13 protein-coding genes are annotated in these 16,551 nt (G+C 63.8%); all 13 read right to left on the reverse strand.

The window, feature by feature from the left end; translation table 11 throughout:
• Nucleotides 1–192: 192 nt before the first annotated feature.
• The 13 genes from recN to mraY all read right to left on the reverse strand — a co-directional run bounded on the left by recN (nucleotide 193) and on the right by mraY (nucleotide 16,527).
• Nucleotides 193–1,866, reverse strand: a complete 1,674-nt coding sequence (gene recN, locus NKJ91_RS14665; protein ID WP_352456159.1) for a DNA repair protein RecN — start codon at nucleotides 1,864–1,866, stop codon at nucleotides 193–195.
• 13 nt (nucleotides 1,867–1,879) lie between these two features.
• Nucleotides 1,880–2,749: an outer membrane protein assembly factor BamD gene (locus NKJ91_RS14670; protein ID WP_352456160.1), complete on the reverse strand. Its 870-nt coding sequence runs from the start codon at nucleotides 2,747–2,749 to the stop codon at nucleotides 1,880–1,882.
• A 204-nt stretch (nucleotides 2,750–2,953) separates the two neighbouring features.
• Nucleotides 2,954–3,901 carry a UDP-3-O-acyl-N-acetylglucosamine deacetylase gene (lpxC, locus tag NKJ91_RS14675; protein WP_254818982.1) on the reverse strand — a complete coding sequence of 316 codons (948 nt, stop codon included), beginning with the start codon at nucleotides 3,899–3,901 and terminating at the stop codon, nucleotides 2,954–2,956.
• A gap of 279 nt (nucleotides 3,902–4,180) precedes the next feature.
• A complete protein-coding gene (gene ftsZ / locus NKJ91_RS14680; RefSeq protein ID WP_352456161.1) occupies nucleotides 4,181–5,851 on the reverse strand; it encodes a cell division protein FtsZ in 1,671 nt (556 codons plus the stop codon).
• Nucleotides 5,852–5,919: 68 nt separating this feature from the next.
• Entirely contained in the window at nucleotides 5,920–7,227 is a 1,308-nt protein-coding gene (gene ftsA / locus NKJ91_RS14685; protein WP_352456162.1) for a cell division protein FtsA, read from the reverse strand.
• Nucleotides 7,224–8,165, reverse strand: a complete 942-nt coding sequence (locus NKJ91_RS14690) for a cell division protein FtsQ/DivIB (RefSeq protein ID WP_352456163.1) — start codon at nucleotides 8,163–8,165, stop codon at nucleotides 7,224–7,226. Before NKJ91_RS14690 ends, ftsA begins: the two co-directional genes overlap by 4 nt.
• The gene (locus NKJ91_RS14695; protein ID WP_352456164.1) at nucleotides 8,153–9,079 is read right to left on the reverse strand and encodes a D-alanine--D-alanine ligase; all 927 of its coding nucleotides are present in this window, start codon (nucleotides 9,077–9,079) and stop codon (nucleotides 8,153–8,155) included. The genes NKJ91_RS14690 and NKJ91_RS14695 overlap by 13 nt, the downstream gene beginning before the upstream one ends.
• A 314-nt stretch (nucleotides 9,080–9,393) precedes the next feature.
• Nucleotides 9,394–10,359 carry a UDP-N-acetylmuramate dehydrogenase gene (gene murB, locus NKJ91_RS14700; RefSeq protein WP_352456165.1) on the reverse strand — a complete coding sequence of 322 codons (966 nt, stop codon included), beginning with the start codon at nucleotides 10,357–10,359 and terminating at the stop codon, nucleotides 9,394–9,396.
• The gene (murC, locus tag NKJ91_RS14705; protein WP_352456166.1) at nucleotides 10,356–11,762 is read right to left on the reverse strand and encodes a UDP-N-acetylmuramate--L-alanine ligase; all 1,407 of its coding nucleotides are present in this window, start codon (nucleotides 11,760–11,762) and stop codon (nucleotides 10,356–10,358) included. Before murC ends, murB begins: the two co-directional genes overlap by 4 nt.
• Entirely contained in the window at nucleotides 11,759–12,883 is a 1,125-nt protein-coding gene (gene murG / locus NKJ91_RS14710) for an undecaprenyldiphospho-muramoylpentapeptide beta-N-acetylglucosaminyltransferase (protein WP_352456167.1), read from the reverse strand. Before murG ends, murC begins: the two co-directional genes overlap by 4 nt.
• A gap of 1 nt (nucleotide 12,884) precedes the next feature.
• On the reverse strand, nucleotides 12,885–14,036 hold the full coding sequence (gene ftsW / locus NKJ91_RS14715; RefSeq protein WP_352456168.1) for a putative lipid II flippase FtsW: 1,152 nt from the start codon (nucleotides 14,034–14,036) through the stop codon (nucleotides 12,885–12,887).
• Nucleotides 14,036–15,436 (reverse strand): UDP-N-acetylmuramoyl-L-alanine--D-glutamate ligase, encoded by a 1,401-nt coding sequence (gene murD / locus NKJ91_RS14720; protein ID WP_352456169.1) that lies wholly within the window; start codon nucleotides 15,434–15,436, stop codon nucleotides 14,036–14,038. Before murD ends, ftsW begins: the two co-directional genes overlap by 1 nt.
• Nucleotides 15,437–15,444: 8 nt before the next feature.
• Nucleotides 15,445–16,527: a phospho-N-acetylmuramoyl-pentapeptide-transferase gene (gene mraY / locus NKJ91_RS14725; protein WP_023676767.1), complete on the reverse strand. Its 1,083-nt coding sequence runs from the start codon at nucleotides 16,525–16,527 to the stop codon at nucleotides 15,445–15,447.
• Between the last annotated feature and the right edge of the window lie 24 nt (nucleotides 16,528–16,551).

Consider the following 16,551-nt stretch of genomic DNA (forward strand, 5'->3'; position numbering starts at 1 on the left):
AATTCCACCGATCCGACCCTCGCCGCTGAGGGGGGGCGGCTACCCTCTCTCAGCGTTCCTTTCTGACCCATTCGGCAGCGAAAGTCATAAGACAAGCAATTCCAGGAAAAAGTGTGAAACGGTTTTCCGTCCGGAATCGCGCAAAACAAAGAAGTAGAGCAGTTCGGCGTTTCCGTGAAACGATGAACCGCTCTACGCTGCCGCGGTGTTCTCCCGTAGCAGCCGCTCGGCCGCCGCGCGCGCCTCGTCGGTGATGGTGGCGCCGGCGAGCATGCGTGCGATCTCTTCCTGCCGCGCCGCCCGGTCCATCTCGGCGATGCCGGTCGAGACCCGGTCGGCGCCGCCCGATTTGGAGATCAGGAAATGCGTCGCCGCGCGCGCCGCCACTTGCGGTGCATGCGTGACCGACAGCACCTGCACGCGTTTTGCCAGCCGCGCCAGCCGCTGGCCGATGGCGTCGGCAACCGCGCCGCCGACGCCGGTGTCGATTTCATCAAAGACCAAGGTCGGCGCCGAGCCCCGGTCAGCGAGTGCTACCTTCAACGCCAGCAGGAAGCGCGAAAGCTCGCCGCCGGAAGCGACTTTCATCATCGGGCCGGGCCTGGTGCCGGGGTTGGTGCGCACCCAGAACTCGACCTGGTCGATGCCTTCTTCCATGCGGCTCTCGGCATCGCTTGCGATCTCGACGATGAACTCGGCCCGTTCGAGCTTCAGCGCCGGCAGTTCGGTCATCACCGCCTTGGTCAGCCCGACGGCCGCCGCATGGCGAAGCGACGACAGCTGGGCCGCCGTAATGTCATAGGCCTGGCGCGCCGCCGCAGCCTGTTTCTCCAGCGCATGCAAGCGCTCTTCGCCGGCGTCGAGATCGGCAAGGTCGGCAGCCATGGTGTCACGCAATTGTGCCAGGTCGTCGACGGCGACGCTGTGCTTGCGCGAGGCGGCACGCAGCGAAAACAGCCGCTCCTCGGCTTTCTCCAGCCGCTGCGGATCATATTCGGTGGCGCGCAGTGCGGCTTCGACGCCCGACTGCGCCGCGTCGAGCGACAGCATCGCCTCGTCGAGCGACTTGACGACATCCTCGAGCAGCCCGGGCGCTTCGGTGACCTTGCGCTGCAGCCGCCTGAGCAGGCTGGCCAGTTGCGGCAAGGGCGAGGACGGACCCGAGAGCACATCCTGAGCATCGTGGATTTCCGAGGCGATCTTTTCCGCTCGCATCATCGCGGCGCGCAGTTCGGCCAGCTCCGTCTCTTCGCCAGGTTGCGGATCGAGCCTGGTCAATTCGGCGACCGCTGCACGCAGATAATCGGCCTCACGGGAAGCTGCCTCGACTTTGGCCCGGTGCCGTGAAAATTCCTGCTCGCAGGTACGCCAATGCCGCCACGCCTCGCCGGTTGCCCGAGCAGCGCCGAGATGGCCACCGAAACTGTCGAGCAACTCGCGATGGGCGCCGGGATCGACCAAAGCGCGCTCGTCATGCTGGCCGTGGATCTCGACCAGCGCACGGCCGATGTCGCGCATCAGCGTCACGCTGGACGGCTGGTCGTTGACGAAAACGCGCGTGCGGCCGTCAGCCGTCTGGACGCGGCGCAGGATGATGTCGCCGTCGTCCTCGATGGCATTCTCGGCAAGCAGCATGCGAGCCGCGTGGTTGCGCGGCACGTCGAACACGGCGATGATCTGGCCTTGTGCCGCGCCATGCCGCACCAGCGAAGCGTCGCCGCGGGCGCCAAGCGCCAGTGACAAAGCGTCGAGCAGGATAGATTTTCCGGCGCCGGTTTCGCCGGTAAGGACCGAAAGGCCGGACGAGAAGTCGATGTCCAGCTTCTCGATCAGAACGATATCGCGGATCGACAGTCTGGAGAGCATGGTGACGCGCCGCTCAGGCGCCGGTGATCAGCTTCCCGGCCTTGGAGATCCACGATCCGGCATTCTCGCGCGGCTCGAGCCCACCACTCTGCAGGAGCTTGTAGGAGTCCTTGTACCACTGGCTGTCGGGATAGTTGGTGCCGAGCACGGCCGCAGCGGTCTGCGCTTCCGACGTCAACCCCATCGCATAGTAGCTCTCGGTAAGACGCGCCAGCGCCTCTTCGACATGGCGTGTGTTGGAATAGTTCTCCACCACGTTGCGGAACCGTTTGACGGCCGCGATGTATTCGCGGCGCTCGAGATAATAGCGGCCGATCTGCATCTCTTTGCCGGCGAGCTGATCGTTGGCGAAGCGGATCTTCTCCTTGGCGTCGTCGGCATATTCGGACGTGGGCCAGCGCGTCACGAGGTCCTGCATCGTCTGCACGGTAAGACGCGCTTCCTTCTGGTCCTGGGTGACGTCCTTGATCTGACGGTAGTAGCTCAGCCCGATAATGTACTGGGCATAGGCTGCATCGTCGGTCGACGGATAAAGGGTCAGGTAGCGCTTGGCCGAACCGATCGCCTCGTCGTAATTGCCTTGACGGTAGTCGGCAAAGGCGCCCATCACCATCGATTTGCGGGCGAATTCCGAATACGGATGCTGGCGGTCGACCGCATCGAATTTGCGGCTTGCTTCCTGCAGGCGCCCGGCATTCAGATTGGCGAGACCCTGATTATAGAGCACGTCGGCCGGCTCGGTCTGATCGACATAGGTCGACAGATCGACGTCCTTCTCGGACGACATGCAGGCCGACAGAAACAGCGATGGAACGACCACCGAAAGCGCCAGGAAAACAGCCCGCCGCGGCGCCTTCGATTGACCAACTCGCTTGAAAAACATGATTGGATTCCGCCCTTTCGGCGTCATTTCAGTCGACGGCAGCAGCCATAAACCATAACCGCCTTGCCCGGCAACGCTATCCCCGGCCAATCGCACATTTTTGTGGCGGTTTGGCGCCACCTGGAAAGCTGTGCGATTTGGCCGGCCAGTGATGCATCCATGCAACACCGCTTGACCGCAACGGGAGCCGCAAGATCTTAAGAATCAGATCATCCAGGGCGCATAGAGGGGTGCGTTGACGGCGCTCATCTCGGCGGTACGCCCGCGCTCGCGGCGCGTCGTCTCAACGATCTCGAAAGCCGAACGGTCGGACAAGAGACGGCGCAGCGCAGCTGCGTTCAGCCTGTGGCCGCCACGATAGGAGCGGAAGCAGCCGATGAACCGGGCACCGGCGAGCGCCAGGTCGCCCATCGCATCCATCGTCTTGTGGCGCGCGAACTCGTTGGGATAGCGCAGGCCTCCCATGTTGATCACGCGGTTGTCGTCGCCGATCACCAGGGAGTTTTCCAAAGACGAGCCGAGCGCATAGCCGGCCGCCCACAGCCGCTCGACGTCCTTCATGAAACCGAAAGTGCGGGCCCGCGCGACGTCGCGGCGGAAAATGTCGGCGTTCATGTCGGATGCAAAAAGCTGGCGCCCGATCGCCGGGCTTTCGAAATCGATCTCGATCTCGAAGCGCGTGCCGTCATAGGGCCTGAACTCCGCCCAGCAGGCGCCGTTCTCGATGCGAACCGGCTTGACCACCCTGATGTAGCGACGCTTGACCGGCAGCGTTTCGATGCCTGCCTGGTCAATGGCCTCGACGAACATCACTGCGCTGCCGTCGAGGATAGGCACCTCATGGCCGTCGATTTCGATGACGAGATTGTCGATTCCAAGCCCGAAAAGCGTCGCCATCAGATGCTCGACCGTGGCAATGTGCTCGCCTTGCGGATCGCCAAGCATGGTGCAGAGATCGGTGGCGCCGACCTCGGAGACGAGCGCGCGAAATTCGTGGCTTCCGCTTGCATTCGAAAGCTGGAAGACGACACCCGTATCGGCGTCCGCCGGCAGGAAATGGACGGTGACCGGATTGCCACTGTGAACGCCGATGCCGGTCAGCGTCGCACGCGATTTAAGTGTCGTCTGATAGTCGTGCAAAACAATCCCCATAGCCCATGCTGCCTAGGTCCGCTTCATCTGCCCTGAGGGCGCGGCTCTTGATTGATCGGCAGGCAGGGCCACTTCCCCGAGACTCCCAGCAAACCGACTTTGGTCGGTGGCGAAGATAATGGTCCCGCAGGGAGACTCCAAATCACGGTTTCTTACTCGTTGTAACCGCGCTCCAGCGCGGGATTGCCCCATAAGTCCTTGTTTTAAAATTGCTTTTAATATTAACAGGCGAACAGTTTCCTGCTCGCCTGTTAACAACTGTTACGAACCGTTAACAGATCAATTGGCCTGTCGGCGCAGGAAGGCGGGAATCTCCAACTGATCGTCTTCCTGGACAGCCCGGCTCTGCGGCGTCAGGCGGCCCTGCTCGTCCAGCTGGCCGCGGCGCGGTGCGTAAAGCTGCGGATCCTGGCTGGCTAGGCGGCGCACTTCCGCCGGCGCCTGGCGCAGTTTCGGTTCGCGAGGCTGCGCCGGCTGCAGTCTTGCAGGCTCCTCTTCGCGGCGGGTCAAGCCGTTGGTCAGGCGCTTGAGCAAGCCCATCGGGCCGCTGTTCTCTTGGTCGGCGGGGCGGGCCTTGGCTTCCACTTCGGCCTTCACCTGCGGCGGGAAATCCTCGACCCGCGGCATGCGCTGGGGTGCCGCGGCAACCGGCTGCGGCATTTCACGATGCGGAGCGGGCTGCATCGCTTGCTGAACCGCTGGCTGCATCATTGGCTGCGGCTGAGCGGGAGGCGCCTGGAAAATCTTGCTCTGCGGACGGAAGTCTTCCGCATGGGCGACCGGTGCCGGGCGGGCCTGCGCCATCGCTGCCGCATTCGCCTCGGCGAGCTGAATGGCCTCGGCGACCGGGTCGGCAGCACGTGGTTCATAGATCGGTTGCTGGACAGGCGCCGGGCGCATTTCCGTGACCTGGGGCGCCGGGCGGCTGACCGGCTTCGGCGGAGCCGTGCGGATGGCGATCGGCGCGGCAGCGATTTCGGCCGCCGATTTGTCGATGCCGGTGGCGACCACCGACACGCGGATAACGCCTTCGAGTTCCTCGTCGAAAGTGGCGCCTAGAATGATGTTGGCATCCTGGTCGACCTCTTCGCGAATGCGGGTTGCGGCCTCATCGACTTCGAACAGGGTCAGGTCGCGGCCGCCGGTGATCGAGATCAGCAGGCCCTTGGCGCCCTTCATCGAGGTCTCGTCGAGCAGCGGGTTGGCGATGGCGGCTTCAGCCGCGGCCATTGCGCGGCCCTCGCCCGAAGCCTCGCCGGTTCCCATCATCGCCTTGCCCATTTCGCGCATGACCGAGCGGACGTCGGCGAAGTCGAGATTGATCAGGCCTTCCTTGACCATCAGGTCGGTAATGCAGGCAACGCCCGAATAGAGCACCTGGTCGGCCATGGCGAAGGCATCGGCGAAGGTGGTCTTGTCATTGGCCAGCCGGAACAGGTTCTGGTTGGGAATAACGATCAGGGTATCGACGCATTTCTGCAGTTCCTCGATACCCATGTCGGCCGTCTTCATGCGGCGCTGGCCTTCGAAGTGGAATGGCTTGGTGACGACGCCGACGGTGAGGATACCCTTTTCGCGGGCAGCGCGGGCAACGACGGGAGCTGCCCCGGTGCCGGTGCCGCCGCCCATGCCGGCAGTGACGAAGCACATATGCGTGTTGGAGAGATGATCGATGATCTCGTCGATGCATTCCTCCGCCGCCGCGCGCCCGACTTCAGGCTGCGATCCGGCGCCGAGACCCTCGGTGACATGCGCGCCGAGCTGGATCAGCCGCTCGGCCTTCGACATCGTCAGTGCCTGCGCGTCGGTGTTGGCCACCACGAACTCGACGCCGCGCAAGCCGGCGGTGATCATGTTGTTGACGGCATTGCCGCCGCCGCCGCCGACACCGAACACGGTGATGCGCGGCTTGAGCTCGGTGATGTCCGGCTTCTGCAGATTGATGGTCATTGTCTTCGTCCTTTGCCTTTCCCGCCGCTTCGCCGCCGCGGCCGCCTATGGGGCTGTCCCCGTCAAAATTAAAAACTGTCTCTCAACCACTGACTCATTCGATGCAGTTTTCCGCCTGTTCCGGTCATCCGAAGACCGGAAATTCCCTTCGCCGGCCGGCTCTCGAAGCTCGCCATCTGTGGATAGATCAGAAGTCCGACCGGGGTCGAGAAAGCCGGCCCCTTGGCCGCCTCGGGCAAGCCTGCCACGCCAAGCGGGCGTCCGATGCGCACATTGCGGCCGAGAATGCGGCGTGCTGCTTCTGGCAGGCCGGCAAGCTGGCTGGCACCGCCGGTCAGCACCACACGCTTGCCGACGGCGTTGCCGTAGCCGGATTTGTTCAGCCGGTCGCGCAACAATTCCAGCGTCTCGTCGATGCGGGCGCGGATGATGCGCGTCATCACCGAGCGCGGGATCTGCAACGGCACCTCGCCGTCCTCGCCGATCGGATGGATGGAAACCAGGTCGCGGTCGTCGGCACTGCCAGGCAGCGCCGAGCCATGCATCACTTTCAGCCTTTCGGCGGCATCGAGCGAGGTCGACAGGCCCTTGGCCATATCCAGCGTGACGTGGTTGCCGCCGATCGCGATGGCATCGCCATGGACGAACTTGCCTTCCGAAAACACCGAGATCGTCGTCGTGCCGCCGCCCATGTCGATGCAGGCCGCGCCCATTTCGAGCTCGTCGTCGACCAGCGCAGCAAGCCCACTGGCATAGGGCGTCGCCACCATGCGTTCAACCGACAGATGCGAGCGGTTGATGCAGAGCTCCAGATTGCGCAAGGGCGCTGCGTCGCCTGTCAGCACGTGCATGTCGACGCCAAGCTGGTCGCCAACCATGCCGCGCGGATCGCGCACACCGCGCTCGGCATCCAGCGAAAAGGCTACGGGAAGCGAATGGATCACCTCGCGCTCGGCCCGCAACGCCTGCTTGGCGCCGGCGGCAAGCACGCGCTTGACGTCGGCCTCGTCGGCCTCATGGCCGCCGAGATTGATGGTGGCCGAAAAAGCCTCGCTCTTCAGCCGGCCGGCAGTCATGTTGACGATCAGCGAATCGACCGTCAGTCCCGCCATGCGTTCGGCGGCGTCGACGGCAAGACGGATGGCGTGCTCGGCACGGTCGAGATCGATGACGACGCCCGATTTCACGCCTTGCGATTTCTGGTGGCCGATGCCGATCACCTGGACGCGATGCGAGCGTCCGCGCAGCAGCTTGCCATCGTCGCGCGGCTTGAGTTTGGCCACCACGCAGCAGACCTTGCTGGAGCCGACATCCAGCACCGTCAGGATGCCGGACCGGCGCGACGAGGCATCGCTATTGCCGCCAAGCCAGCTCATATCTTCGTCTCCGGCTTGCGCTTCAGCATCTTGGGCTTTTCGTCGAGCGCGGCTTGGCGCTGTGTCGCCGCTTCCGGCGTCAACTGGACGACCAGACGATCGGAAAGGCGCATGTCGACGGCGGCGATGTCGCGCGTCAAAAGCCCGTTCTCGTGATCCATCCTGACCAGGTCGGCAATCGCCTGATCCTCACCGTCTTCGGGTAGCTTGATCGTGATGCCGTTTTCAAGCTTGAGATCCCAGCGCCGTTCGCCGATGCGGATATAGCCCTTGATCCGCGCGGCGAGCTCCGGATAATTCTTGATCTTGGCCAGGAAATCCGGCGCTTTGGCCGGCGCGCCGGTGCCGATGATCAGCGGCAGCAATATCTGCTTGCCGCCGGAGAACGGCGCAATGACGGTGCCGGATTTCTCGATGACCGAAAGCGCGCTGCCTTGCTGCCACAGCGCGAACGGCTCGCGCTCCTCGACGCGCACTTCCAGCGTATGCGGGTAGACCTTGCGCACTGCCGCGGCTTCGACCCAGGGTAGCGTGGTGATGCGTTCGCGCGCGGCTTCGGCATCGAAGCCGATCAGCGAGGTCCAGCCGTCGAGTTCCAGCCTGTCGAGAATATCGATCTCGGACGTTTCGCGGTTGCCGACGACCTTGACCTGGTCGACGGCAAAGCCGGTGCGGGCGGTGACACTCTGGACGATGGCGTCGGAATATCCGCCGAGATAGGCGCCATAGGCACTGCTCGAAACAAGCAGTGCCGCCGACAGCATGGCAGCGCAATAGGGCGGCGCTTCGAAGTCGCCTTCGCCGAGGCGCGCCAGCACGCGCACCGGCCGGCGGAGCAGGCGCGGCAGCACGAAATGGTCGAATGACAACGGCATGCCGAACAGCGCCGGCCCGGCCGCGCCCTTCCCCTTGCCCTGTCCCCACTTCAACGCAGACACGAAGCGTCCTCCACCATCCAACTCAACAAATCGCCGAACGAGTGTCCCGCTTGCGCGGCGATTTCCGGCACCAAAGACGTCGGCGTCATACCCGGCTGGGTGTTGACCTCGAGCCAGACAATTTCGCCGTTTTCGGAGTGACGATCGTCATAACGGAAGTCCGACCGGGAAACGCCCCGACAGCCGATAGCTTGGTGAGCCTTGAGCGCCAGTGTCTGTATTTTTTGGTAAATATTCGGTGAAAGTTTTGCCGGGCATTCGTGTTTTGATCCGCCCGCGACGTATTTTGAATCATAGTCGTAGAAGGAATGGCCGGTCGGGATGATCTCGCAGACACCGAGCGCCACATCGCCCATCACCGCGCACGTCAATTCCCGCCCGTGCACATAACGCTCGACCATCACCGCGTCGCCATATCTCCACTCGGACGAGCCGATGATCTGCGGCGGATGCGACTGGCCTTCATGGACGATGACGACACCGAAGCTCGATCCTTCGTTGACCGGCTTGACTACATAGGGCGGCTTCATCGGGTGCCTGTTCTGGATGGCGAAGCGATTGGCCACCTTCGATTCCGCCACCGGAACGCCGGCCGCCTTCGCGACCTTCTTGGCCTGTTCCTTGTTCATCGCAAGCGCCGAGGCAAGCACGCCGGAATGGGTGTACGGAATGGCGAGGTACTCGAGGATGCCCTGGATGGTGCCGTCCTCGCCGAAGGGGCCGTGCAGCGCATTGAAGACGACGTCAGGCTTGAGCTCGGCGAGCACCGAGCCGATGTCACGCGAGACGTCGATGCGGGTGACCTGGTAGCCCTCCCCCTCCAGCGTATCGGCGCAGGCTTTGCCCGACGACAGGGATACGGGCCGCTCGGACGAGAATCCCCCCAGAAGGACGGCCACGTGCTTGCTTGTCATTCCCCGTCATTTCCTCTCACAGCAGGCCTGCACCATCATGCATGGCCCGAAAAGCATCGCGCGCACTCAAATACGCCGAGCAGCTTTGCTCCCGTGTTTCCGCAACATTGAGTCCGAGTCTCCCGGCAGGTTGCCCCCCCAGACGGAAACGCGAGTAACGCGTCGAAACGACTCAAATCAGGAAACGCTTCAGGGCAGAGAATCAGAGAGTTGATTCGCTGGCAAGTGCTTACGATTCCGATGGATTCACTTTCCGCAAAAACGGCAGCAAAATGTGAATTCATGACTCCGAAAGGCAACGGCGGTCAGCTTGCCTAAAGCAACTGCCCGAGAAATTCCTGGACGGCATGGCCCGGCCGAAAATTACCGATGCGCTTGATCTCCCACTGCAGCCGGATACCTGATCTTTCGAGCACGCGCGCACGCACCGTCTCACCGAGATATTCAAGCTCGTAGCCCGTGGCGGTTCCGGTGTTGATCATGAAGTTGCAATGCATCGGCGACATCTGCGCCCCACCAACCATCAGGCCGCGGCAGCCGGCCTTGTCGATCTCCTTCCAGGCCGAGGTGCCCTCAGGATTCTTGAAGGTAGAGCCACCGGTCTTTTCGCGGATCGGCTGCACGGTCTCGCGATGGTTCTGGACAGCATCCATCGCGGCCTTGATCGCCGCCTTGTCCTCAGGAATGCCTTCGAGCAGCGCCGACGTGAAGATCAGCCCGGACGGCGCCGCTGAATGGCGATAGGCATAGCCCATATCGGCATTGCTCAGCGTATGAACATTGCCCTTGCGGTCGAGTGCCCGCACCTCGACCACGCGCTCGCGCGTCTCGACGCCATTGGCGCCGGCGTTCATCCTCAGCGCTCCGCCAATGGCGCCGGGAATGCCGTGGTAGAAATGAAAGCCACCGATGCCTGCCTCGTAGGCAACGGCCGCAAGGCGCTTGTCGGGTGTCGCGGCGCCCGCCTTGATCGTGGTCGGCGCAATCACTTCGGTCTCGCCAAAGCCTTTGGCCGAAAGCCGGATGACAAAGCCCGCAATGCCGCCGTCACGGACAAGCAGGTTCGAGCCGACGCCGACGATGGTCAGCGGAATTTCCTCCGGCACCGCCTTCAGGAACGAGGCAAGATCGTCCTCGTCGGCCGGCTGGAACAATGCGTCCGCGAGCCCGCCGGCTCGAAACCAGGTGATCTTGTCCATCTCGGCATTGGGCGTGATGCGGCCGCGCAGTCCGGCAAGCCGGTCGCCAAGCTTCTCGATCAACGCCTGGCCGCGCATCATGAGATGGTCCCGCCGAGTTCCTTGGGCAGCGCATAGGCCCATTGGGTGATGTTGCCGGCGCCGAGGAAGACGACGAAATCGCCCGGCTTCGCCACCTCGCGCACGATCGGCGCAATCGCCGCTGGACCTTCGATGTAGCGTGCGTCGCGATGGCCGCCGGAGCGGATGCGCGACACCAGTGCGTCGGACGTGACGCCGTCGATCGGTTCCTCACCGGCCGCATAGACGGGCGCCACCATTACCGTATCGGCGTCGTTGAAGCAGACGGAAAACTCGTCGAACAGATCGCGCAGCCGGGTGAAGCGATGCGGTTGGGTAACGGCGATGATGCGACCCTTGGTAGCGCTGCGCGCAGCCTTCAGTACCGCCGTGATCTCGACCGGATGATGACCGTAATCGTCGAACACATCGACACCGTTCCACGAACCGGTATGGGTGAAGCGCCGCTTGACGCCCGCGAAAGACGACAGGCCCTTCTTGATTGCCTCAGCCGAAAGGCCGAGCTCATGCGCGACGGCAATCGCCGCCGTCGCATTGGAGACATTGTGGCGCCCGGGCATGGGCAGCCGCAGGCCTGATATCGTTATCTGGCCGTGCGTCTTGCGGTCGCGGATCACCACGTCGAATTCCGAGGTCGGGCCGTCCATGCGGTGATTGGTGAAGCGCACGTCGGCCTGCGCATTTTCGCCATAGGTGATGACGCGCCGGTCCTCGATGCGGGCGACCAGCGCCTGCACCTCGGGATGGTCGGTGCACATCACACCAAAGCCGTAGAACGGCACATTCTCGACGAACTGACGAAACGCTTCGCGCACTTTGTCGAAGGAGCCGTAATGGTCGAGGTGCTCGGGGTCGATATTGGTGACGACGGCAATCTCGGCCGGCAGCTTGAGGAAGGTGCCGTCGCTCTCGTCGGCCTCGACCACCATCCATTCGCCGTCTCCCATGCGGGCATTGGTGCCATAGGCATTGATGATGCCGCCATTGATTACCGTCGGGTCGAGCCCGCCGGCTTCGAGTAGCGTCGCCACCATCGAAGTCGTCGTCGTCTTGCCATGCGTGCCGCCGATCGCGACCGCCTGCCGGAAGCGCATCAGCTCGGCCAGCATTTCGGCGCGCCGCACGATCGGCAGCAACTTCTCTCTCGCCGCCTTCAGCTCCGGGTTGGATTTCTTGATTGCGGTGGAGACGACGACCACTTCGGCCTCGCCGAGGTTTTCGGCCTGATGGCCGACGAAGCATTCGATGCCCTTGTCGCGCAGCCGCTGCACATTGGCGCTGTCAGCCTGATCGGATCCCTGCACCTTGTAGCCGAGATTGTGCAGCACCTCGGCGATGCCGCTCATGCCGATGCCGCCAATGCCGATGAAATGCACGAGGCCGATCGTCTGTGGCATCTTCATGCGTGCGTCTCCTTCCTGAATTCCGAAACGGATTTCCTGGACGCAATAGCCTCTGTCAGATCGGCGAGCAACCGCGCCGCGTCGGGTCTGCGCACCGAGCGGGCCGCCGAGGCCATGGCGGCGAGCCTGTCGCCGTCGCCCAGCAACTCCACGATCTCGCCTGCGAGCGCCGCCGCGTCGAGGCCGGGCTGGCGCCGCATCACCGCGCCCCCCGCATTGACGAGGATCTGTGCATTGTGGCCCTGATCGTCGTCGAGGGCATGCGGAAGAGGCACGAGGATGGCCGGCCGGCCGATCACCGAAAGCTCGAGCACCGTCGACGCGCCCGAGCGTGAGACGACGAGATGCGCGGCGGCCATGCGCGCCGGCAGATCGGAGAAGAACGACGCGACCTCGGCCTCGATGCCGAGAGCGCGGTAGTGCTCTCTCACCCGCGCCTCGTCCTCGCCGCGCGCCTGCTGCACGATGCTCAGCCGCGAGCGCATTGCGCTGGGCATCGCCGCCACCGCCTCAGGCACAGTGTCGGAAAAATAGCGCGCGCCCTGGCTGCCGCCGAAGACGAGCAGCCGCAGCGGCCCGCCGGGCTCGGGCACGGCATAGGGCCTGCCGGCCACGTCGAGCACCGCCTGCCGGACCGGATTGCCCGTCTCCACGATCTTGGCCGAGAAGGGACCGGAGGCCTTGAGGAAGCCCCCCGCAATCGCCGTCACCCGCGGCGCGAGCGCCTTGTTGGCGCGGCCCATTACCGCGTTCTGCTCATGGATCAGCGTTGGCGCACCGCGTCGCGTCGCCGCGAACAGCGGCGGCAGCGTCGGATAGCCGCCGAAGCCCACCACCGCATTCGGCCTCAGCCGGGCGATCAGGGCGGACGACTGGCGGAATCCACGCCACAGGGTCCAGAAGGTCCGCGCGACAGTCAGCGGATTTCTCGACCCGAAGGTAGCGGAGGCGATAGCGTGGACGCCGTCGCCGGGGAACCTGCCGGCATAGCGCTCGGCGCGGTCGTCGGTGGCCAGATGTACCGCCCAGCCGCGCGTCTTGAGCTCATGTGCCAACGCCTCGGCCGGGAACAGATGTCCGCCGGTTCCGCCTGCCGCCAGAAGGATGACCCCCTTCGCCATCTCACTCCGCCGGCATCGCACGCGGCGACGGCATGAAGCCCAGCTGCTTGCGCTTTTCCGGGCGCTTGCGCGTCAGCGCCAGCACCATGCCCATCGAGATGGCGATCGCGATCTGCGAAGAGCCGCCGTAGGAGATGAACGGCAGCGTCATGCCCTTGGCCGGCATCAGCTGCAGATTGACGGCCATGTTGATGACCGACTGCAGGCCGAAGACCGTGACCAGGCCGCCAACCGCGTAGCGGGTGAAATCGTCCTGCTCCCTGAGCGCCGTGTTGAGACCGCGCAGCACGATGAAGCCGAAGATGGACATGATGAAGAAACACATGATCAGCCCGAATTCCTCGCCGGCGACAGAGAAGACGAAGTCGGCGTGGCTGTCGGGGATGACCCGCTTGACGGTACCCTCGCCCGGCCCGACGCCGAACCAGCCGCCATTGATCAGCGCCTCGCGGCCCATGTCGACCTGGAACGTGTCGCCCTCGCCGGTCATGAAGCGGTCGATACGGCCGGCAACGTGCGGGAACACTGCATAGGCGGCGAACACGCCGCCGACGCCTGCAGCACCCAGCGCGACGATCCACAGCCACGGCAATCCGGCCATGAAGAACATCACCCCCCAGGTGCCGAGCACCAGCATGGTCTGCCCGAGGTCAGGCTGCGCCACCAGCAGCGAGATGACCAGTGCAAGCAGCAACATGGCGAACAAATTGCCCGGAATGTCGGGCTGGCGCTTGTGCTCGGCGAACAACCAGGCGCAGATGATGACGAAGGCCGGTTTCAGGAACTCGGACGGCTGGATCGACAGGCCGGCTAGCGACACCCAGCGCCGCGCGCCCTTCACCTCGACGCCGATATAGAGCACCGCCACCATCAGAAACAGCATGATGCACAACATGACCAGCGCCATGCGCCGGATCTGCCTGGATTCAAGGAACGAGACGGCCAGCATTACCCCAAGCGCCGGAATGGTGAAGATAATCTGGCGTGTCGCGAAGTGGAAACTGTCTAGCCCGATGCGCTCGGCCACCGCCGGGCTTGCGGCGAAGGACAAAACGATGCCGAGCCCCATCAGCGACAGGAACGCCGCCAGGAACCAACGATCGATCGTCCACCACCAGGTCGCCACAGGGCTTTTGTCGAGACGGCTTTGCATTATCGTGTCCCTCCGATGGGCTTCACGCCATCAATGGCGGTTGCGGCTTGCCTGAACGCCTCGCCGCGGACTTCGAAATTCTTGAACTGGTCGAAACTGGCGCAGGCCGGCGACAGCAGCACCACTGCCTCGCCGCTACTATCCCTGGCCGCATCGCGGGCGGCGTGTTCGACTGCCGCCGCCAACGTGCCTGATATCTCGTAGGGCACCGCTTCGCCCAGCGTCGCCGAAAAGGCCGGTGCGGCTTCGCCGATCAGATAGGCCTTGGCGATGCGCGGGAAGAAGCCGCGTAACGGCTCGATGCCGCCCTCTTTCGGCAGGCCGCCGGCAATCCAGTAGATACGCGCAAAGCTCGACAGCGCCGGTGCAGCGGCATCGGCATTGGTCGCCTTGGAATCGTTGACGAACAGCACATGCCCTTTGCGGCCAACCTGCTCCATGCGGTGCGCCAGCCCAGGGAAACTCTCCAGTCCGGATTGGATCTCGCCGAGCTCGAGCCCGACCTTGAGGCAGGCGGCGGCGGCGGCCAGCGCGTTCTGCGCATTGTGCTGGCCGCGCAACGAGCCGATGCCTTCGAGGAAGGCGACACGGCCGTAGCGGCCGTGCACGGCTTCCATTAAGTTGGTGCCGTCAGCGAAATAACCGTCGGTCAGCGGCAGGCGCTTGGAGATGCGGATGACCTGCCGGCCGGCCCGCTCCAGCCGATCGGCGATCTGGGCGCACCAGGAATCGTCGACACCGATGATTGCCGTCTCGCTGCCGGCCACCAGCCGCTCCTTGATCGAGGCGTAGTGTTGCATCGTGCCATGGCGGTCGAGATGGTCCGGCGTCAGGTTGAGCAGCACACCGGCCGTCGGATTGATCGAAGGGGCAAGATCGATCTGGTAGGAAGAGCACTCAACCACATAGTGCCGTTCAGGCTGCGGCGGATCGAGCGTCATCACCGCGCGGCCGATATTGCCGCCCATCTGCGTGTCGCGCCCAGCCGATTTTAGGATGTGCGCCGTCAGTGCCGTGGTCGTCGACTTGCCGTTGGTGCCGGTAATGGCAATGAAAGGTGCTGCCGGTGTCAGCAGCATCCGCTCGCGGCAGAAAAGCTCGATGTCGCCGATGATCTCCACGCCTGAGCCCCGCGCCAACTCGACGGTCCAGTGCGGCTTGGGATGCGTCAGCGGCACGCCGGGCGACAGCACGAAGGCGGAAAACCTCGCCCAGTCCGCACCGCGCAGGTTCGCTGTCGTGATGCCGACCGCGCCGGCCTTGGCGACGCTGTCGGGATTGTCGTCCCAGGCCAGCACATCCGCGCCGCCCTCGATCAGCGCGCGCGCCGTGGCAATCCCCGAGCCACCGAGCCCGAAGAGCGAAACGCGCTTGCCTGAAAAGGATGAGGCGGGGATCAAGCGGCCTCCTATCTGAGCTTCAGGGTCGACAGGCCGACCAGCGCCAGGATGACGGCGATGATCCAGAAGCGGATCACCACCTGGCTTTCGGTCCAGCCGAGCTTTTCGAAATGATGGTGGATCGGCGCCATCAGGAAGACGCGCTTGCCGGTCATCTTGAAGTAGCCGACCTGGATGATGACCGAGAATATCTCGACGACGAACAGGCCGCCGACGATGACCAGCACGATCTCGTGCTTGGTCGCCACCGCGACCGTGCCGATCAGCCCACCCAGCGCCAGCGAGCCGGTGTCGCCCATGAAGATCGCCGCCGGCGGCGCATTGAACCAGAGGAAACCGAGACCGGCGCCGATCACCGCTCCAAGGACCACCGCAAGTTCACCGGTGCCGGGCACGAAATGGATCTGCAGATATTCGGCGAACACCGCGTTGCCGGAGAGATAGGCGATGACGCCGAAGGATGCGGCGGCGATCATGATCGGCACGATCGCCAGCCCGTCGAGACCGTCGGTCAGGTTCACCGCATTGCCGGCGCCGACGATGACGAAGCACGAGAACGGGATGAAGAACCAGCCGAGATTGACGAGAAACTCCTTGGCGAAAGGGAATGTCAACGATGACGAGAACGGCGCCTGGCCGTTATGCATGATCACCCAGGCGGCGATGCCGGCGATGACGAATTCGAGCCCCAGCCGCGCCTTGCCGGAAAAGCCGAGATGCGATTGCTTGGTTACTTTGAGATAATCGTCGTAAAAGCCGATCGAGCCGAATCCCAGCGTCACCAGCAGGACCACCCAGACGTAGATGCTCGACAGGTTCGCCCACAGCAGCGACGAACCGACGATGCCGGACAGGATCATCAGTCCGCCCATTGTCGGCGTTCCCGCCTTCTTGAAATGCGTCTGCGGCCCGTCGGCACGGATCGGCTGGCCTTTGCCTTGCCGCAGCCGCAGCGAATTGATGATGGTCGGTCCGAAAATGAACACGATCAGTGCCGCTGTGATCAGCGCTCCGCCGGTGCGGAAGGTTATGTAGCGGAAGACGTTGAAGACCGAGATCTTGTCCGCAAATTCGACGAGCAGTGTTAGCATGCGCTTGCGTCCCCCGGACCGATC

It is taken from the genome of Mesorhizobium sp. M0040 (genome assembly GCF_040323505.1).
Lineage (GTDB): Bacteria > Pseudomonadota > Alphaproteobacteria > Rhizobiales > Rhizobiaceae > Mesorhizobium.

Excerpts from the sequence above, each read along its gene's own strand:
- recN (WP_352456159.1), bottom strand. The coding sequence starts at position 1,866 with ATGCTCTCCAGACTGTCGATCCGCGATATCGTTCTGATCGAGAAGCTG.
- NKJ91_RS14670 (WP_352456160.1), bottom strand. The coding sequence starts at position 2,749 with ATGTTTTTCAAGCGAGTTGGTCAATCGAAGGCGCCGCGGCGGGCTGTT.
- lpxC (WP_254818982.1), bottom strand. The coding sequence starts at position 3,901 with ATGGGGATTGTTTTGCACGACTATCAGACGACACTTAAATCGCGTGCG.
- ftsZ (WP_352456161.1), bottom strand. The coding sequence starts at position 5,851 with ATGACCATCAATCTGCAGAAGCCGGACATCACCGAGCTCAAGCCGCGC.
- ftsA (WP_352456162.1), bottom strand. The coding sequence starts at position 7,227 with ATGAGCTGGCTTGGCGGCAATAGCGATGCCTCGTCGCGCCGGTCCGGC.
- NKJ91_RS14695 (WP_352456164.1), bottom strand. The coding sequence starts at position 9,079 with ATGACAAGCAAGCACGTGGCCGTCCTTCTGGGGGGATTCTCGTCCGAG.
- murB (WP_352456165.1), bottom strand. The coding sequence starts at position 10,359 with ATGATGCGCGGCCAGGCGTTGATCGAGAAGCTTGGCGACCGGCTTGCC.
- murC (WP_352456166.1), bottom strand. The coding sequence starts at position 11,762 with ATGAAGATGCCACAGACGATCGGCCTCGTGCATTTCATCGGCATTGGC.
- murG (WP_352456167.1), bottom strand. The coding sequence starts at position 12,883 with ATGGCGAAGGGGGTCATCCTTCTGGCGGCAGGCGGAACCGGCGGACAT.
- ftsW (WP_352456168.1), bottom strand. The coding sequence starts at position 14,036 with ATGCAAAGCCGTCTCGACAAAAGCCCTGTGGCGACCTGGTGGTGGACG.
- mraY (WP_023676767.1), bottom strand. The coding sequence starts at position 16,527 with ATGCTAACACTGCTCGTCGAATTTGCGGACAAGATCTCGGTCTTCAAC.